The sequence below is a fragment of the Cryobacterium sp. Hh7 genome (genome assembly GCF_004403155.1).
GTDB lineage: Bacteria > Actinomycetota > Actinomycetes > Actinomycetales > Microbacteriaceae > Cryobacterium > Cryobacterium levicorallinum.
The window spans coordinates 125,662-144,012 of record NZ_SOHG01000026.1 but is presented as its reverse complement, the minus strand read 5'-3'; the positions used below and the strand labels follow the sequence as shown (position 1 = coordinate 144,012).

17 protein-coding genes, 2 tRNA genes and 1 pseudogene are annotated in these 18,351 nt (G+C 64.5%); 7 read left to right on the top strand and 13 right to left on the bottom strand.

Translation table 11 applies throughout. The features are described 5' to 3' along the window. The 3 genes from E3T43_RS09700 to E3T43_RS09690 form a co-directional block, all read right to left on the bottom strand. Nucleotides 1-1,410 (bottom strand): DUF222 domain-containing protein (locus E3T43_RS09700; protein ID WP_134472293.1); only part of this gene is annotated, 1,410 nt, incomplete at its 3' end. 383 nt (nt 1,411-1,793) lie between these two features. Then, nucleotides 1,794-3,539, bottom strand: coding sequence for a SulP family inorganic anion transporter (locus E3T43_RS09695; protein ID WP_134472292.1), 1,746 nt, complete (start codon nt 3,537-3,539; stop codon nt 1,794-1,796). Further along, on the bottom strand, nt 3,500-3,733 hold the full coding sequence (locus E3T43_RS09690) for a hypothetical protein (RefSeq protein WP_134472291.1): 234 nt from the start codon (nt 3,731-3,733) through the stop codon (nt 3,500-3,502). Before E3T43_RS09690 ends, E3T43_RS09695 begins: the two co-directional genes overlap by 40 nt. A gap of 570 nt (nt 3,734-4,303) precedes the next feature. On the opposite strand from E3T43_RS09690, the gene trxA reads away from it, so the two are divergent. Then, a complete protein-coding gene (gene trxA, locus E3T43_RS09685; protein WP_104131200.1) occupies nt 4,304-4,660 on the top strand; it encodes a thioredoxin in 357 nt (118 codons plus the stop codon). Nucleotides 4,661-5,067: 407 nt separating this feature from the next. On the opposite strand, the gene E3T43_RS09680 is transcribed toward trxA, so the two are convergent. Together E3T43_RS09680 and E3T43_RS09675 are read right to left on the bottom strand one after the other, a co-directional pair. Next, nucleotides 5,068-5,490, bottom strand: coding sequence for a DUF302 domain-containing protein (locus tag E3T43_RS09680; RefSeq protein WP_092452517.1), 423 nt, complete (start codon nt 5,488-5,490; stop codon nt 5,068-5,070). Nucleotides 5,491-5,537: 47 nt separating this feature from the next. Next, nucleotides 5,538-7,004 (bottom strand): multicopper oxidase family protein, encoded by a 1,467-nt coding sequence (locus E3T43_RS09675; protein WP_241978905.1) that lies wholly within the window; start codon nt 7,002-7,004, stop codon nt 5,538-5,540. Between E3T43_RS09675 and E3T43_RS19520 the strand changes: the two genes are divergently transcribed. The 4 genes and pseudogenes from E3T43_RS19520 to E3T43_RS09655 form a co-directional block, all read left to right on the top strand. Further along, nucleotides 6,960-7,082, top strand: coding sequence for a hypothetical protein (locus E3T43_RS19520; protein ID WP_255411816.1), 123 nt, complete (start codon nt 6,960-6,962; stop codon nt 7,080-7,082). The genes E3T43_RS09675 and E3T43_RS19520 overlap by 45 nt on opposite strands. A 431-nt stretch (nt 7,083-7,513) precedes the next feature. Continuing rightward, entirely contained in the window at nt 7,514-8,011 is a 498-nt protein-coding gene (locus E3T43_RS19725) for a DUF2243 domain-containing protein (protein ID WP_134472290.1), read from the top strand. Beyond that, entirely contained in the window at nt 8,008-8,703 is a 696-nt protein-coding gene (locus E3T43_RS09660) for a hypothetical protein (protein ID WP_134472289.1), read from the top strand. The genes E3T43_RS19725 and E3T43_RS09660 overlap by 4 nt, the downstream gene beginning before the upstream one ends. Nucleotides 8,704-8,940: 237 nt before the next feature. Beyond that, a pseudogene (locus tag E3T43_RS09655) lies at nt 8,941-9,606 on the top strand (aconitase family protein); the annotation flags it as partial. 162 nt (nt 9,607-9,768) lie between these two features. On the opposite strand, the gene E3T43_RS09650 reads toward E3T43_RS09655, so the two are convergent. The 5 genes from E3T43_RS09650 to serS form a co-directional block, all read right to left on the bottom strand. Then, nucleotides 9,769-9,857: transfer RNA gene (locus E3T43_RS09650), tRNA-Ser, on the bottom strand. A gap of 103 nt (nt 9,858-9,960) precedes the next feature. After that, entirely contained in the window at nt 9,961-11,265 is a 1,305-nt protein-coding gene (locus tag E3T43_RS09645; protein WP_134472288.1) for an LCP family protein, read from the bottom strand. Nucleotides 11,266-11,351: 86 nt separating this feature from the next. After that, nucleotides 11,352-11,436, bottom strand: a tRNA-Ser gene (locus E3T43_RS09640). Between the two features lie 122 nt (nt 11,437-11,558). After that, complete coding sequence (locus E3T43_RS09635; protein ID WP_255452965.1) at nt 11,559-12,374, bottom strand: HAD family hydrolase; 816 nt, start codon at nt 12,372-12,374, stop codon at nt 11,559-11,561. Then, the gene (serS, locus tag E3T43_RS09630; RefSeq protein ID WP_134472287.1) at nt 12,371-13,651 is read right to left on the bottom strand and encodes a serine--tRNA ligase; all 1,281 of its coding nucleotides are present in this window, start codon (nt 13,649-13,651) and stop codon (nt 12,371-12,373) included. The genes E3T43_RS09635 and serS overlap by 4 nt, the downstream gene beginning before the upstream one ends. A 63-nt stretch (nt 13,652-13,714) precedes the next feature. Between serS and E3T43_RS09625 the strand changes: the two genes are divergently transcribed. After that, on the top strand, nt 13,715-14,701 hold the full coding sequence (locus E3T43_RS09625; protein ID WP_134472286.1) for a diacylglycerol kinase family protein: 987 nt from the start codon (nt 13,715-13,717) through the stop codon (nt 14,699-14,701). A 105-nt stretch (nt 14,702-14,806) separates the two neighbouring features. Here E3T43_RS09625 and pheA read toward each other — a convergent pair whose 3' ends face one another. Beyond that, on the bottom strand, nt 14,807-15,763 hold the full coding sequence (pheA, locus tag E3T43_RS09620; RefSeq protein ID WP_134442738.1) for a prephenate dehydratase: 957 nt from the start codon (nt 15,761-15,763) through the stop codon (nt 14,807-14,809). Between the two features lie 35 nt (nt 15,764-15,798). On the opposite strand from pheA, the gene pgm reads away from it, so the two are divergent. After that, nucleotides 15,799-17,415 carry a phosphoglucomutase (alpha-D-glucose-1,6-bisphosphate-dependent) gene (gene pgm, locus E3T43_RS09615; RefSeq protein WP_134442739.1) on the top strand — a complete coding sequence of 539 codons (1,617 nt, stop codon included), beginning with the start codon at nt 15,799-15,801 and terminating at the stop codon, nt 17,413-17,415. Here pgm and E3T43_RS09610 read toward each other — a convergent pair. Next, on the bottom strand, nt 17,412-18,116 hold the full coding sequence (locus E3T43_RS09610) for an amidase domain-containing protein (RefSeq protein WP_166791291.1): 705 nt from the start codon (nt 18,114-18,116) through the stop codon (nt 17,412-17,414). The two genes, pgm and E3T43_RS09610, sit on opposite strands and share 4 nt — an antisense overlap. Before the next feature lie 27 nt (nt 18,117-18,143). Next, nucleotides 18,144-18,281 (bottom strand): hypothetical protein, encoded by a 138-nt coding sequence (locus E3T43_RS18755; RefSeq protein ID WP_158251572.1) that lies wholly within the window; start codon nt 18,279-18,281, stop codon nt 18,144-18,146. Between the last annotated feature and the right edge of the window lie 70 nt (nt 18,282-18,351).

The following is an 18,351-nucleotide window of genomic DNA, read 5'->3' as shown; positions in this document are numbered from 1 at the left end:
CGGGCCGTAGCCTTCGAGCTCGGCGGGTTCCTCACTCTGACCCATCAGGGTGAGGACGGGGACGGTGATGTTGACGTTGGCGGTGAGGCCGGCGCCGAGACCTGTGCCGGTGACGCCCTGCTGGAGCAGGTCGATGGCGACGTCGGCGCGGAGTTGGCTGAGGGTGCGGGGCTCATCGGGGCCCTGCAGACTGATCGCCGCGTCGGTGACCCGGGTATAGACGCCTTGCAGGTCGTCTCCGGCCGCGCGCAGCCAGAGGGTGGCCATGCCGTCCTTATCCGGGAAGAACTGCACCCGGCGGTCGGCCAGACACCGGGTGCGACGAACGGTGATGCTGTCGGGGTGGAACCGCTCCCGCAGCTTGCGAGCCTTACCATCGAACTGCGCCGGAGTGAGGCGTTTCGCGTGCGGCAGCAACACCGCCTCCAACTCGGCCCGGGCGGGCTCGGAGACGGAATCGAGCTGTTCGAGCAGCCGCTGGGCATGCCGCAGGGAGATCTCCCCAGTGCGGAGAGCATCAAGGGTCTCGGGCCGGGACTCGACCAGCACCCGGCTCTCCCGCAGCAGGCCGGAGGCTGTGCCGGCGGGGATGCGCAGCGCACAGGCCATTTCGGCGACCAGGCCCTGCTGAGCGGCGAAGGTCGCATCCCAGTCGTGCTCATGCTGCGGCCCCGCCTGCGGGCGACCGGTCTCAGCACTGTTAGTGGTGTAATCCCACGCCTCAGTCAAGACCTCAGCCTTACTCGCCTGCGCCCACGCGATCACCTTCTCGAGGTAGAGCACCCGGTCGACGAACTGCGCCTGCCTGCGCTGGAACGGACTCAGCACGTCCGCCGGACTACCAGGGGCCAGGCCGGGTTGGTCCGGGTCCGGGTCAGCCGGGTCAGTGTCGGCAGGGTCAGCGTCAGCCGGGTCAGCCTCGCCACGGTCAGTGTCGGCAGGGTCAGCGTCAGCCGGGTCAGCCTCGGCACGGTCAGTGTGACGCTCGCCAGCGGTGCATCCGTCAGCGGTGCATCCGTCCGGGATGAAATCGACCGGGAGGAAATTGTCCGCAAGGTAGTTCGTATACAGGAACGCTTCGCGGAGGTCCTCATCGAAGACGTTCTCGGGCGGCACCGCAGCGAACACCTCGGTCAGGTCCAAGCCGACCGGAATGGACGGGCCGTCAATCAACTCCGGGCGGTCAGCCGCCAGACTCACCGATGCCGGGTTGACCAGTTCCAGGTCGAGGTCTTCATATGGGGCGAATTCTCCGAGCCCCTCGGCAATTTCACACCGCCAATCAGCCTGGCACTGCGCCCAGAACACGTCGAACTCGGCACGCTCTTCGGGTGTGGACGGCGGGTAGCCGTGAGCCGCGAAGAATGGATCGACACGGCCCGGCTGTGGGGTGTCGCCGCTCTGGCTCATAGAAGAAGTGTACCAAAACCATGCGCCAGAGTCGAGGGTTTCTCAGAAATGTTTGGATGCCTGTGCGAATATGCATTCGGGCCGACCGCGCGTTGTCGAGACGGCTCAGGCCAGTCCATGGCGGTCTCGGCAAGCTCGACCAACGGAAGCGGGCGGGTTTCGCAGGCCTGCTCGCGCTGGTTCATGGCGGTCTCGGCAAGCTCGACCAACCGAAATGGCCTGGTCTCGCAGGGAAATCGTAGTTGCTTTGCAGCGAGAGCCATGCGCGCGTCGGACGGGCCAGCGATCGAGCGCGAGTTTGAGCCGAGCGAAGGGACTAAATGTAGTGGTCTACTTCGTTGGTGAGGTCGCAGCGCCCCGATTCGGAGGCCACCGCGACCACCTCAAATCGCTCCGCCGATATCGTCGCGAAGCTCCCCACTCGCAGCATCAACCGCGGCGCCCACCGTCGGCGCGAGCCGCTCGGGTGGAAACCGGTTGCCCAGTCCGAAGGCCTGTAGCCGGTCCTTCACCGGCCCCTTCATCTCGGCGAGCACGAGCGTCACCCCCCGAGACGCGAGGTACTCGTCAAGCTCGAGCAGTTCGTCAATGGCGGTCGTGTCGATATCGGTGATCGGCTCGGCGGCAAGGATGACGGTGTGAATCGGCGTGCCATCGGCCTCCGATTCCCGCTCCGCCCGCCGCACCACCGAGCGCACGTAGTCATCAAAGATGCCCCCGTTGGCAAAGAACAGCGGGGCGTCGAAACGCACAATGACGATGCCGGGAACGCGATCGGCATCCGGATGCCGGGAACGGTCATGGTACCCGCGCACACCCGGAATGCGCCCGAGCTCCGCCCGATACGGACGCCACGCGCGGATCACGAACGCCACCAGAGACAGCCCGATCGCCACGAGAATGCCCTGCAAAACGCCCACCAGAAAGACGCCGAAGAACGCGGCGATCGAAAGCAGGGCATCCGTTTTGTCGATCCGCCACAATCGCGAGACGCCCGAAACATCGACCAGGCTGGCGGCGGCCACAATGACCACGGCGCTGAGTGTGGCCGACGGGAGGTACCCGGTTACGCCGGGGGCAACGAGCATGAAGACGACAATGATCAGTGCACCAACGACGTTCGTCAGCTGGGATCGCGCCCCTGCCTGCGCGGCGACGGGCGTGCGCGAGGTGGAGGCGGAGATCGGAAAGCCGCCGAAGAACCCGCCCCCGATATTGGCGAGTCCGAGTCCGGCCATCTCCTGGCTGCCGTTCACACTGTCGCCGCGGCGCGCCGCGAGCGTGCGGGAGAGTACCCCGGTGTCAGCGAAGGCGATGAGCGCTATGCCCAGCGCCGGTCCGATCAGCGAAACCACGTCGCCCCAGACGAGGCCGCCGAGCGCCGGTGCGGGGAGCCCCTGCGGCATGGCGCCGACAATCGGCAGCACGTTCTGCAGCGAGAAGATCGCCGTGACGACGATGGACGCGACGACCGCGATCAGCACGCCGGGGATGCGCCCGCCGAGCAGGAAACGCAACCCGACGATGACGGCGAGGGAGGCGAGGCCAAGCAGCATCGCGGCGACGACGATGCTCCCCGCCGCAGCGCCCTGCATGATTGCGCCCATCCCCTGAATCGGGCCGGGAACGTCGATGGAGAACCCGAGCAGCTTGGGAATCTGCGAAATGATCACGAGCAAAGCAACTGCGTTGAGGTAGCCGGCCCGGATCGGCTTGGAGAGCAGGTCGGTGACGAAGCCGAGTCGCAGCACTCCGGCAACGAGCAGGATGACGCCGACCATCAGGCCGAGGAGTCCGGCGAGGGCAATCGCTCGCTCGGTATTGCCGAGCGCCAACGGCAGGATCGACGCTGCGATGATCGGGGCGAGCGCCGAGTCGGGACCGAGCACGAGGATGCGCGATGGGCCGAAGACGGCGTAGACCAGCAGCGGCACGATCGTCGCGTACAGGCCGGTGTGCGCGGGCAGCCCGGAGGCCTCCGCGTAGCCCATACCGGCCGGGATCAGCAGGAAGCTGAGCACGATGCCGGCGCGCAGATCAGGCATCAGCCACGCGCGCTGGTAGTGCAGGGCGGTGTTCAGCCCCGGGATCAGACTGAAGGCAACGCCGCGGAATCCGCCGATTGGCATGACTTCACGGTAGTCCGGTCCTCGTCTGCTGTCTGGACTTCATCGGGTGTGCCGATGCGCAAGTGCGTCGGCAGCACCTCGTGCCGGCCGCCCCAGGCGAACCGCCCGAGCGGCAGGCCTGCGATCAGCAGCAGCTGGAAGATGGCGAGAAATATCAGGATGATACAGAGCAGGGTGGCTTCTGCGGTTGCCATGTGGTTCAGCATAGGTTGGCTGCACGATCGCCCGGTCAGCCCTCGATCGCCAAGCGCCTCAACCAGGCTGCACCTTTTCACAGGTTGCGCGATTTCGAGGCAAGGGAAAACCCCTGAGTCCCGGTGCTTACCGGGGATTCAGGGGTTCAAATTGCTGCGAATCTGGTGGGAAACGTGTGAAAATGGGAGCCCAAAACTATAAATATCCAGGTCCTGTGCCAGAAAACCCTGCATGTGGGATCCACAGCGCGGGGGGCCTACACTCGCCTGAAGCTGCAAGACTGGTCATCATGCTGTCGTCGCCGATTGAACCTTCCGCGACCTCGCCAACGCTCGATCCGTCACCTCGCGCACCGAGGCATCCGTCGGCAACCTCACCCAGGGGCGCACCTGCATTCTGGCCATGTTCCGCTCCCGGCGAGAGGTGATCTGATGGGACGCGGTCTCCGAATACGTCGGCCAGGTGTGTGTGATCAACTCTTTGTAGGCCGTTTCCGCGCTGGATATCTGCCAAGTTGGCGTATACCCCACGCGGTATGCAAAATACCCTAGTAGGTATATACTGTTTTTATGGCTATTACGGATCTCACCGAGACCACCTTTGACGCGACCATTGCCCAGAGTCCCATCGTGTTGGTTGATTTTTGGGCCGAGTGGTGCGGCCCGTGTCGCAGTTTCGCCCCGACATTCAGCGCGGCGTCTGAAAAACACCCCGCAATCACCTTTGGAAAAGTCGACACCGAAGCGGAACAGGGACTGGCCGCAGCCGCGGGCATCCGTTCCATCCCCACGCTGATGGCGTTTCGGGACTCCGTACTCGTCTTTTCCCAAGCAGGCGCCCTGAACGCGGCCAGCCTGGAAGAGCTCATTGCCGGCGTCGAGAACCTCAACATGGACGACGTGCGCGCCAGTATCGCCACCCGCTAAACCTCGCGCCCCCGCGAAACCGCTTCGCAGCAGGCTCACAGGCGGCCCGTCCTGTCACCACCCGGCCAGAATACCCCCTGGTGTATTATTTTATGATTAGTTCACCGAATTGAATGGAGATCCTTATGTGTCGTGCCGTAACGTGCAAAGTGTGCCAAAAGACAACGTGGGCGGGCTGCGGTCAGCACATTGATCAGGTCATGCGCGGTGTGCCACGCAACCAACAATGCGCCGGGCACGTGAAAGAAAAATCGACTGGCTCCTTCTGGTCCCGGCTGCTCGGACGCTAACGGCACCCGGCCCATCTTTTAGTGAAGCCTGCCAGATCGCCAATCGGACCACCAGCGCGGCTAGCGCCTGACACGGCCACAAAATTCTGGCCGTGCTTCAGCGGGCTAGACCGCGTATTACTTGCTGCTGCTTTCTCCTTGGAGAGCGGCTAGCGCGGCGAGAAGACGCTGATCGGCTTGATCAGCAACGTTCTGTATCCCCGGGGAATTGCTCAGCTGGACCATGGTTTGTGGGTTGATAGCTTGAACCGTGGTGATAGTCGCTGACGGGCTTCGTCGAATGACGACGTTACACGGAAGCAGCAAGCCCATGTCGGGCTCTGCAGTGAGCGCCTGTTCGGCGAGGGCGGGGTTACAGGCACCCAAGATCAGGTAGTCGCCCAGTGCCTGCGCACTTTCCACGCCGAGTTTCGTTTCGAAGGTCGCGTGGACGTCGATTTCGGTAAGAACGCCGAATCCTTGGTTGGCTAGTTCTTCCCGCACCCTGGAGACGGCTACTTCGTAGGGCAGCGAGACGGTGATGGTGTGTGCGTAGTTCATTGATTTCTCCTAATCCATTTTTTTCGAATTGATGGTTGCGGCTACTGTCAGTTTGCGGTGATAACTCCCATCATTCCTCTGTCTTCGTGGTCAAGAATGTGGCAGTGGTACACGGTACGTCCGCTGAAGTCGTCAAACGCGATACGTACTCGCACGGTGCTGCGTGCCGGGATGTTCACGACGTCTTGCCACATGATGGTTTTGACGGGCTGGCCTGACTGTTCGATAATCTGCATCGGCCACACGTGCAGGTGCATGGGGTGATCGAGCGGGCTGGTATTTGTCAGCAACCAATCCTCCACACTGTCGAATTGCACGGTCGTGTCGACCCGGGTGGCATCGAATACCTGGCCGTTGATCGTGGCTGACATCATGCCCCCACCCACTCCTCCACCCATTCCGCCATCCATGTTTCCACCCATGCCACTGCCCGTGTCCCCGCCCATTCCCATCGCGAAGATCAACTCGCGTCGAGCGGTTACGGTAGCCGTGCGAAGGTCTCGTGGAGCGGGCTGGCCGGGTATGGCGGCGACTGTCGTGACGTCGTCACCGGTCACGACAAAGGAGGCCAGCGCGACGTCGTCGGCTCCAGCGGAGCTTCCGCCTCCCATCATCATTCCGCCGGACATACCTCGGTCATAGGTGTGCGTACGCAGCACGGAGCTGCCGGCCGTGCCGGTGACGAGAAGGTCGGCCCGGTTCCCCGGGGCCAGCACGACCTCGTCGACGTCGTGCGCGGCTTCGAACCGTCCGGAGTCAATTCCGAGGAGGGACAGCTGCTGCCCGTCGAGGCGCAGCCGCAGATAGCGGGACACGCAGGCATTTACGATGCGCCATCGTTCCCGCTCACCAGGGCGGGAAGTCATACTGGGGGTGAGCTGACCGTTGACCAGGACGAGGTCTCCCTCGCGTCCGGACATTTTCTCCATCGCTGTGGCCGCTGGAATTGTTCCCGCGGAATCAAGGGTGATGTCGGAAATGACGAGGACACGTTCCCGGCTGGCCGGGATGGGGTCGGGGTCTTCAACAATAATGGCGCCGTAAAGCCCGCCGAATACCTGATCGGCCACGAAACCATGGTGGTGCGGGTGATACCAGTACACGCCCGGCGGGTGATTGGCGGGCAATTCGTACTGATAATCAAAGGAGGCGCCGGCTGCGACGGTGACGAACATGTTGTCGCTGTTGTTCTCGGGCGAGACATGGAGACCGTGCACGTGCAGGTTGCTCGGATCTGCCAGCCCATTGCGAAGGCTGACGTTGAGGGTGTCTCCCGCTCGAACGCGCAGTGTGGGGCCGGGCACGCCACCGTTGTAACTCAGCGCACGCACATCACGACCAGCAATGGTCACCTGTTGGGGGGAAGACTCGAGATCAACGGTGAGAGTACCGCTGACGCTTCGTAGCTCCGGGGGCTCGACGAGGTCGCTCCCGGACGGTATAGCCGGTGACGTCGTCGAGGAGATCCGTTGATTGACAAAGAAACCCGCTCCGCCCACAGCCGTGGCCGCAATCCCGACCCCGCCGAGGATCAGGGCGCTACGGCGACTAAGACCGGGCACTACCGGCCCTCCTCGAGCACCCGCAGCTGATCACGCAGCTGCTCCGCAGTGAGCTCCCCCCGAGCGAACCGCTCCTCAAGAATCTGCCTGGCACCGGCCGAATTAGCTTGCCTCGGAGCAGATCGCGTGTCATCGCTTCCGGATTTGTTCGACAAAAAACGAACAATGACATAAATAAGCACGGCGACACCGGCAATAGCTAGTAGGCCGAACCCCCAGGACCATCCCATACTTCCGTTACCCCACATCATCTGAGTTACTTCCTTTCGTTTACTGATCCGCATCTCCACCATACCCCTAGAGGTATAAGTCTTGGCTGAGTAGATCGTCCGCGCACGTGAAACGGCACGTACCTCACACACCGGTGCAACCGGCTGAAACTCACGCAACAAAAAGGGCCGAACGCGAGGACTTGACAGCTTCGAACTCGGCCCCGGCGTCGCGGGATATAGCGTGAAGCCATGACGAACGGGTGGAATCGGAAGGCCATTGTTAGCGCCAAGCTCGTCACCATCTCTACCCCGATCGGAGGGACGCGCGCACAGCCCCGCGGGATCGGTCTACCCGGCACCATCTTCGGTATCGGATTGGGTGAATTCGTCGATGGGAGCCTGCTGCATCAGATCCTGCAGTGGCACCACATGCTCCCCAGCGCTGGGTGCTCTGATGACGAGATCTGGATAAACAGCGACGTCACACAGAGATACCGCGGGCCGACACGGAGCAGGGTGGGGCAAGACCCGTGCGGCGAGGAGCGGCAAGGGGCAGGCGCAAGCATGCGTACAGAGTCAGCAATCACCACTGTCCGGAAACCCGATTTGCGGATACTCTTCGCCGCAGGCATGCGTGCGTGCGTTCGCATAATGCCAAGGCATTCGGCTGAGGGTTACGTATCAACGCTGTCGCATTTACCGTCGGGATCGTCCCGATGGGCGAGGACACATAGGAGTGAATCGTGAAGAAGAACATCAGACTGGTGCTGGGCGCGAGTGCAGCTGCGCTCATCGCCATGTCACTGGGCGCTGCGCCGGCATCAGCGCATGTCCCAAAATCGGTGCGCGGCAACGCGGTGCTGACCGCCCACCTCACAGAGCTTAACGGCTCAGGAGCGTCTGGAACGGCGGTCGCGGTCGTTCGCGGCGAGACGATCCGGGCGATCGGGATCCGCGCGAGGGGTTTGACGCCCGATGCTCCGCACGCACAGCACATCCACTACGGCGAACAGGCCTTGAATGAGTGTCCCACGCTCGCGTTGGACAGCAACGGTGACGGACGACTGAACACCGTTGAGGGTGTTCCGGCGTACGGCCCCGTTGTGGTGTCCTTGAACACCAGTGGAGACACTACGCCGGCCAGTTTTCTGGACGTTTCCCGGTTCCCCGTCTCGAAAAACGGTTCCTATAACTACCTCCGGACCAACATCAGATTCACAGACGTGGCCGGAACCGGTTACCCGGGAGCCGAAGGGCTCGGCACCGCCGCACAGATTGCCGAGGCCATCCGTGACGGTGAAGGTGTTGTCGTGATCCACGGAATCGACCACGACGGCAACGGCACGTACAACGTCAGCGATCCCGAGGGTGTAAGCGAGCTGGACCCCACCCTCCCCGCCGAGGCAACCGACCCGGCTGCCTGCGGAGTCCTGCACTAGCCGCGAGCGAACGGCTCAAAAATGAGGTCCAGGCGCCGTGCGAGCGCGTACAGTGCCGCACGGTCCTGGACCTCATCCGTCGACAGAATGATCAAGATCGCCAGGCCTGCTCAAATGCGCTCAAGTGGGTAGCGGTGTAGTCCGCTTGAGTCGCCCATCTTTCCGGTATGGCGGACGTCCATTCTCTCTGAGAAGGCTAGCCCCGGCGCCACGAGTGGCCTAACTCGGATCAGCGGCATGCCCCGGAGGCCAATTCATACCGACGGATGTCGGTGGGCACCGCTATCGAGGAAGGGCGCTTACCGTGGCATACAACGTTGCACAGAAACTTATCGCATCGCACCTGGTCTCCGGGGAGATGGTGCCGGAGACCGAAATCGGCCTGCAGATCGACCAGACCCTCGCCCAGGACGCGACCGGGACCTTGGTCATGCTGGAGTTGGAGGCGTTGGGACGCGGAAGACCGCGACTTTTCTTCGCTCCTGCTACCAAGGGTTCGTCCTGTGGTTTTCGAAGGCCGGCAAGGGGGTGACACACCCCACGCACATACAGCGCTTGGGCACCCCCGGCAAGACGATGGTCGGCTTCGACAGCCACACCCCGGCCGCAGGCTCGCTCGGGATGCTGGCCATCGGCGTCGGCGGCACCGAGGTAGCCCCGGCCATAGCCGGCGAGCCCTTGTACATCAGGATGCCCGAAATCTGGGGCGTTAAGCTCACCGGACAACTGCCGCCGTGGACCCGCGCCAAAGACGTCATCCTCGAAATGCTGCGCCGGCATGGCGTCAAGGGCGGCGTCAGTCGGATCATCGAGTTCTACGACCCCGGCCTCGCAGCCCCGACCGCGATGGATCGACACGTGATCGCCAATATGGGCGCCGAACTGGGCGCGACCACCACCGTTTTCCCGGCCGATGATCAAGTGCGAACCTTCCTGCGCGCGAAACAGCGCGAGCGAGATCTCGCCGACCTGTTCGCGGACGAAGGTACAACCTACGACGTGATGCGATCGGCAACGCGTGCTCGATCGGAGCGAAAATCCGCTGATCAGGGACTTCTTGTACTGCGGAGACGGAGGGATTTGAACCCTCGGTACCCTTGCGGGTACTCCACCTTAGCAGGGTGGTGCACTAAGCCGAACTATGCGACGTCTCCTTGGTGTCCGCTTGCGCAAACACACTCCCCCATCTTAGCCGTACCCCGGGCATCCGCTTTGACCATGAAAAATCACGGCCCGAAAACGGATGCCCAGGCCCGGCTACTGGTTCTCGAGCGTACGGCCCCTGGTGCAGGTGTAGTCGCCAGCGGTTTGGCCGGTCACCGACTCCGACAGCACCACGCCCGGGTCTTCGGTGACGACGGGAGCCTCGGTCGCAGTCGGATCGGCGGTCGCCGAAGGATCGGCCGTTGCCGCGGGATCGGTGGTCGCGGACGGTTCCGGCTCGGCTTCTACGGGAACGTTCGGATCGGCCTCGGTGCCGCGCCCGGTGGTTCCGCTCAGGGTCAGCGGCTGGTCGGCGGCAACCGCCTCGAACAGATTGTCGAAGGCCGGCTGCACGGCTTTCACCCCGCCGGTCGTGCTGCCGGTGGGCACCTGCGCGAAGACAACCTGGTTGAGGTCGATGTCCTTGAGCGCGATAGCAATGGACGCGAGGGTCGTCACACTGCTCAGGCTGTCGGAGAGGCGCATGTTGGCCGTGACCGCCTTCGCCAGGGCGTACACCTTGGTCGGGTCAGAGAGCGTGTCAGCGCTCTTGATCGTGCGCACGAGCGACGACATGAACAACTGCTGGTTGTTGATGCGGGTGAGGTCGCCACCATCGCCGAGGCCGTGGCGGGTGCGCAGAAACTGCAGCGCCTCGTAGCCCTCGAGCGTGTGCTCTCCCGGGTCGAGGAAGGTTCCGGTGTACTCGTCTTCGATGCGGGTGGCCACGCAGACCGGAACGCCGCCGACGGCGGAGGACATGGCCATGACGCCGCTGAACTGCACCTCGGCCGCAAACGGGATGGAGAGGCCGGTGAGCTTCTCGACGGTCAGCACGGTGCAGGCGAGTCCGCCGTAGGTGAGCGTAGTGTTGATCTTCTGGCTGCTCATTGCACTGTGCGACCCGCTGCCGTCTTCCTTTGGGCAGGAGGGGATGGCGACGAACATGTCGCGGGGGAAGCTGATGACCGAGGCGTTGCTGTGGTCTTCGGAGATGTGCAGCAGCATGGTCACGTCGTTGAGGTCGCCGGTGGAATCCTCCGGGCCGAACCTGGCCTCCTGGCCGACGCGACTGTCGCTGCCGACGACGAGCATGTTCACGCCCCCGTCGATGGCGCCGATCGACGGAACCGGACCGTTGCTCTCATTGGCCAGGTGCACGCTCGGTGGCGCGCTCTGCACGACGTCGTAGGTGGCAATGGCGGCCACGGAGAATCCGCTGACCAGAACGACGGCCACGCTGCCCGCAATGAATTTCGCAACGGCAACCGCAGCGTTCGACTTTTTGAGCCGGCCGTGACGGGCAACAGTTTTGAGGTTCTTGGAACCGGCACTGCGGGGGCGAAGTTGGTCGCTCACTCATGTCCTCTCATCGGGTTGTGGGCTTGGGTCAGCCTGAGGCGACAATCATTGTGCGCCGGTGGTGGTGCGTTTCACTGGTGCTGCGGAGGGCGTGGGATTCGAACCCACGAGACATTTCTGCCCACCAGTTTTCAAGACTGGCTCCATCGGCCGCTCGGACAGCCCTCCCGGTTTGCCCATTCCCAGCACGAAAATACCGTGCCGGGAAGAATTGGGCGAACTGGCCCGATTCTAGCCGATGGCAGACTGCTCAGGCTGACAGAGGTGCCTGAAAAACGGCTGGACGCGAGTCAGAGCGTGCGCAACACCGTGGCCAGGCCATCGCTGGTCACGTTGCCGGTGATCTCCGACCCGGCGGCGAGAACGTCGTCGGGCGACTCGCCCATGGCCACGCCGCGACCGAATTCGGCGGCCCATTGCAGCATGTCAATGTCGTTGCGTCCGTCGCCGACGGCCATCACGCGCTCGCGCGGCACACCCATGGCCACGCGCACCCGCTCCATCGCCGTTGACTTGTTGACGCCGTCGGGGGCGATATCGAGCCAGGCGGTCCACCCGATCGCATAGCTCACCCGGTTCAGCCCCATGCGCTCGACCACCTGGAGAAAATCCTCCATGTCGTGGTCGGGCGAGATGACGACCACGCGGGTCGCCTGATGTTTCAGCAGCTCGTCAAAGTCGACCCGTTCACTGTCCATGCCGATCGTGGCATCGGGAATCGGTTCGGTGTAGCGGTAGAAGCCATGCTCGTCTTCGACCGCAAAACGGGCCGAGCCGAGGTGCGCCCGAATCGAGGTGAGCACATCGCTCGGGTCGAAGGTTTCCACCCATTCTCGGCGGTAGCCGAGCGGGGCGGTGGCGTCGCGGTGCATCGTGATGGCCCCGTTGGAGCAGACCACGTAGCGCGGCGAGATTCCGAGCCGGTCGAGCACCGGCAGGGCGGCCGCGGCCGAGCGCCCGGTGGCGAGCATAACCTCGTGGCCCTGCAAGGCGAGCCGGGCGACCTCGTCGATCACGGACTGGCTGATCGAGCCGTCTTCGTGCATCGTGGTGCCGTCGATGTCGAGGGCGACGAGCCACGGCTCGGTCGTCACCACGGAGGTCACTTCGCACCCTTCACCGGGAGGGGCGTGAGCACCTCGAGGCCGCCGAGGTAAGGGCGCAGCGCCTCGGGGACGCGCACCGAGCCATCCGCTTGCTGGTGCGTTTCGAGCATGGCGACGAGCCAGCGGGTGGTGGCGAGCGTGCCGTTGAGGGTCGCGACCGGCGCAGTCTTGCCCGATTCGGTGCGATACCGGATGTCCAGCCGGCGCGCCTGGTAGGTGGTGCAGTTGCTCGTGCTGGTCAGCTCGCGGAACGCGTTCTGGGTGGGCACCCACGCCTCGATGTCGAACTTGCGGGCGGCGCTCGACCCGAGGTCGCCGGCGGCGACGTCGATCACGCGGTAGCTCAGGCCGAGGGACTGCAGCATGCCCTCCTGCAAGGCCACGAGGCGATCGTGCTCGGCTTCGGCATTCTCGGGCAGCACATAGGTGAACATTTCGAGCTTGTTGAACTGGTGCACGCGAATGATGCCGCGGGTGTCTTTTCCGCCCGAACCGGCCTCGCGGCGGTAGCAGGTGCTCCAGCCGGCGTAGCGCAGCGGCTCCTCGGACAGGTCGAGGATCTCGTCTTTGTGGTAGCCGGCAAGAGCGACCTCGCTCGTGCCGGTGAGGTACAGGTCGTCGGCGGGCAGGTAGTAGACCTCGTCGTTGTGCTCGCCGAGAAAACCGGTACCGTCCATGATTTCGGGGCGCACGAGGGTGGGCGTGATGAGCGGCACGAAGCCGGCTTCGAGTGCCCGGTCGAGCGCCATGTTCATGAGCGCGATTTCGAGGCGGGCGCCGATGCCTTTGAGAAAGTAGAAGCGGGTGCCGGAGACCTTGGCGCCGCGGGGCATGTCGATGGCACCGAGCAATTCGCCGAGTTCTAGGTGGTCGCGCGGATCGAAGTCGAACACGGGGGCCTCGCCGTGGGTGCGCAGGGTCACGAAGTTGGCTTCGTCACCGGCCGGAACGCCGTCGATGATGGGGTTGGCGATGGTTTTCACGATGGCAGCGAAGCGGGCATCGGCCTCGCCGGCGATGACCCCGGCTGCCTTCACCTCGGCGGCAAGACTCTGCGCTTCGGCGACGAGGGCCTTCTTCTGCGCACCGGGCGCGGCCGCGACACGCTTCCCGAACAGGTTCTGGGCGGCCCGCAGGTCTTCGAAGGCTGTGATCGTGGACCGCCGTTCGGCGTCGGCGGCGAGCGCGGCATCCACCGCTTCGACGGAGTCACCACGGGCCCCCTGCGAACGCTTGAAGAGGTCAGGGTTTTCGCGTAACAGCACCGGATCAATCACCCGGCCAGTCTACAAGTGCGCACTGACGGGCAAACGCGGAGTCAACCCAGTAGCCTAGGCCTCGTGACCGCCTCCGAACGCCGCAACCAGCACGCCGCCGTCGTCTACAACCCGGTGAAAGTTGACCTCGCCAAGCTGCGGGCGAGCGTGGCCGCGGCCGAGCAGTCTGCCGGCTGGGGCGAAACGCAGTGGTTTGAAACGAGCAAGGATGACGTCGGCCAGGCCGCCACCAAACAGGCACTCGACGCCGGAGCCTCGATGGTCGTCTCGGCCGGCGGCGACGGCACCGTTCGCGCCGTGGCCGAGGCGCTGCGTGATTCCGGCGTGCGCATGGCCATCGTGCCGTCGGGCACCGGCAACCTGCTCGCCCGCAACCTCGATCTGCCGCTCGGCAGCATCGACGCGGCCACCGCGATCGCCTTCAGTGGCGAGGACAAGTCCATCGACCTCGGCGTCGCCAGCGTCACCACCGAGGCCGGGGCGGTCGAGGAACACGTATTTCTGGTCATGGCCGGTGTCGGCCTCGACGCGCAGATGATCGCCCACACCCGCGACGACCTGAAGAAGCAGGTGGGCTGGCTCGCCTACGTGGACGGGGTTGCGCGGGCGCTGCCGAAGGCGCGGCCATTTCGCATCCGCTACAGCGTTGCCGGACGCACCGACCGCCCGGCGCAGGTGAGCGCCATTCTCGTCGCCAACTGCGGACTGCTGCCGGGAAATATTCAGTTTCTGCCTCACGCTCGCCTCGACGACGGGATTCTCGACATTGCCGTACTGCAGCCCAAGGGTGTGCTCGGCTGGCTCACCATCTGGCGACGGGTGACCTGGGAGAACGGCGTGCTGCGCCGTTCAGCGGTGGGTCGCCGCATGATTCAGACCACGGAATCCACCAATGAACGCGTCATGACGACGCTGCGCGGGGCCGATATTCGCATCGTGCTCGAGCACCCGCAGGATTTCGAGCTCGACGGCGATGAGTTCGGGCTGGTGCGCAAGGTGCGGCTGAACGCCGACGCCGGCGCGCTGATTGTGCGCGTGCCGGCCGAATAGCACGTCGGCTGTGAGGGGTCGTAAATATTTCCTCCCCCGCAGCCGGTTTGAGGACGATTCGCGACTCCTCACGCCGCTGAGCGACGGGTTTCCCGCTGGCTGCGCCTATTCGGCGGGTTCCCCCGCGATCAGTCCGCGCAGCCAGTCGCGGGCCTCGATGAAGATGCCGTCGTCGTAGCGCGAGGTGAACTCGATCGGGCGCTTGTCGGCCCGCGGATACGACCCGAGAAAGATCACCTTGGGGCTGAATCGGCGCAGCCCGAGCAGGGCGTCGGCGACGCGTTCGTCGAGGATGTGCCCCTCGGCGTCGACGACAAAGCGGTAGCGACCGAGGGAATCGCCGATCGGCCGGGACTGGATGAGGCTGAGGTTCACGCCGCGGGTGGCGAACTGCTCGAGCATTTCGAGCAGGGCACCGGAGCGGTCACTTGGCAGCTCGATGATGAGGCTGGTCTTGTCGGCGCCGGTCGGTGCGGTGAGTTCGGCGGTGCGGCCGACCAGCACGAACCGAGTGACGGCGTTGGGGTTGTCCCCGATATTCGAGGCGAGAACGACGAGGTCGTGGTGCTTGTCGATTCCGGGCGGGGCGATCGCGGCATCCGCTTGATCGGAGTTCAAGAGGGCGGAGGCAGCGGCGACGTTGCTCGATGCAGGGATGTGGCCGTGGCTTGGCAGGGTCTGTTCGAGCCAGATGCGGCACTGCCCGTAGGCGACCGGATGCGCATTAACGACCCGCACGTCGGCCAGAGTCGCGCCTGGGCGGGCGACGAGCACGAAATTCACCGGCACCAGATATTCGCCGATAATGCGCAGGTTTGGCACGCTGGCCAGGGCGTCCTGCGTGGCGGTGACGCCGCCGTCGACGGAATTCTCGATGGCGATCATGGCCGCGAAGCTGCGGCCGGAGACGACATCAGCGAAGGCCTCGCCCACGTTGTTGACCGGGCGCCAGATCTGGCCGCGCGCCTCGGGCACCTGCGCGAGGGCCGCTTCGGTAAAGGTTCCGGCCGGGCCCAGATAGCTGTAGGTGCGGGTCTGGGCTGGATTCGGCGCGTCGGGCATGGCTGACAGCCTACCGGTGGTGCCAGACTGTGCTCATGAGCGAACGCGCGGGCACCCGAGCCCTGGAATCTGACCTGATCGACGTTGATGGGCTGGTCAAGGCCTATTACGATTTGAAACCGGATGCCGGGGTCCCAGCCCAGAGGGTCGTTTTCGGCACCTCCGGGCATCGCGGGAGTTCGCTGAACACCGCGTTCAACGAGGACCACATCAGCGCCACCACCCAGGCCATCGTGGAATATCGCGCGGGCCAGGGCATTACAGGGCCCCTGTTCATCGGCACCGACCCACATGCCCTGAGCGGGCCGGCCTACACGACCGCCCTCGAGGTGCTCGTCGCCAACGGCGTGCGTGTGCTGGTCGACGAGTTCGACGACTACGTGCCCACCCCGTCGTTGTCGCACGCCATTTTGGCCTACAACCGCGGCGAGCACGGCGACCTGGCCGACGGCATCGTCGTCACCCCGAGCCACAACCCGCCAATGGACGGCGGCTTCAAGTACAACCCGCCGCACGGCGGCCCGGCCGACAGTGACGCGACCTCGTGGATCGCGGGCCGCGCCAACGAACTCATCTCGGGCGGCCTCGACGGCGTACTACGGAGCGAGCCGAGCGCCGTGGAAACCTACGACTTTCGCGGCCACTACGTGAACGACCTCGAAAACATCATCGACATGCAGGCCATCCGCACCAGCGGAATCCGCATCGGCGCCGACCCGCTCGGTGGCGCGAGCGTCGGCTACTGGGGCGCCATCCGCGACCGCTACGAAATCGACCTGGTCGTGGTCAACCCGAAGGTCGACCCGACCTGGCGATTCATGACGCTGGACTGGGACGAGAAGATCCGGATGGATCCGTCGAGCGCGTCGGTGATGGCATCCGTTGTCGCGCACAAAGACGAGTACGACATTCTGACCGGCAACGACGCCGACGCCGACCGGCACGGCATCGTCACGCCCGACGCTGGCCTGATGAACCCGAACCACTTTCTGGCCGTCGCGATCGACTACCTGTACAGCCACCGCGAAGGCTGGAAAATCGACGCCGCAGTCGGCAAGACTCTCGTCTCGTCGACCATGATCGACCGGGTCACCGGCTTTCTCGGCCGCGACCTGTGGGAGGTGCCGGTCGGCTTCAAATGGTTCGTGCCGGGCCTCATCGACGGCTCGGTGGCGTTCGGCGGCGAGGAGAGCGCCGGCGCGAGCTTCGTGCGCTTCGACGGCACCGTCTGGACCACCGACAAGGACGGCATTCTGTTGGCCCTGCTGGCCGCCGAGATTCTCGCGGTCACCGGCAAGACGCCCTCGCAGCGGTATGCGGAACTGACCGAGCACTTCGGCGCACCGTCCTATGCGCGAGTGGATGCCGCGGCCACGCCCGCGCAGAAGGCCGCACTGGCCAAGCTCGACGGCTCGATGATCACGGCCACCGAGCTGGCCGGCGAGAAGATCACCGGCAAGTTCAGCGTTGCCCCCGGCAACGGCGCTGCGATCGGCGGAGTGAAGGTCACCACCGAGAACGCCTGGTTCGCGGCGCGGCCGAGCGGCACCGAAGACGTTTACAAGATCTACGCCGAGTCGTTTCTGGGTGACGACCACCTGGCGCAGGTTCAGCTCGAGGCCAAGGCCATCGTCGACGCCGCGATCGCCTAAGGAACACTCCAGTAGTATGCCGTGCCGCCCGGGTGATCAACGGTGATTGCCGTGTCGACCGAGCGGAAGTCGGAATCGAGGGTGTGCCCGGCGAACGAGATCTCGATCGTGTCGCCGACCTTCTCCACCCTGGTGACAATGCCGGTGTGGTCGCGGTCGCCGGAATTGTCCCAGTCGAACTGCACGATGTCGCCGACCTTGACCTGGTCACGCTGCTGATCGGTCAGGGCTGTGGCCTTGCCGGTCTGCGCGATGTAGTTCATGAATGCTGTGGAACTGCGCCAGGCGGCCGAGGCGTCGTAGGCGTTGCCGTTCTTCGGGCTCGACCAGACGCTGTCCATGGTCCAGCCGCGGGCGATCATGGCCTGGCTGGCGAAGTTGACGCAGTCGTTCTCGCCGAGCACGCCCCACTCGGCTGTGTTGTAGTTTTCCAGGCTCCAGTGCGCGAGGAGGTAATCGATCTGCGCGGCGACGGGGGCGCTGAGGGCAGGCTCCGCCTCGACCGGGGCCGCAGCGGCCGTGTCGGTGGGGGTGGCGCGAACCGGTTCCTGCGTTATGGCTGGGGTTGCGGCATCCGGTGTCTGCGCCGTCTTCGTGGGGTCGGCCGGTCCTTCGAGGGCCTGCACGACGAGCGCCGTCGCGCCGACCGCGAGCACGGCACCCACGGCCGTCGTCAGGCCGAGTCGCTGCCACTTTGTCAACTGCACGTTGTACTCACTTCTGATTATTTAAACGCTGAGCGCGGCGCTCAGATAAAGGCCGATCGCCGCGAGCGCGACGACCACTCCAACGATGAGAACCCCGATCAAAAACCGGCGCCGGGTGCGCCGCTGATCGGCCTCGGTAGGTTCGTTGTTCTGCAACATGTTTCGAGCTTAGCTGCGCCGAATCTGAGAGCCCCGAATGCCGCGTGCATCCTGCCGAGATCTCCGACAC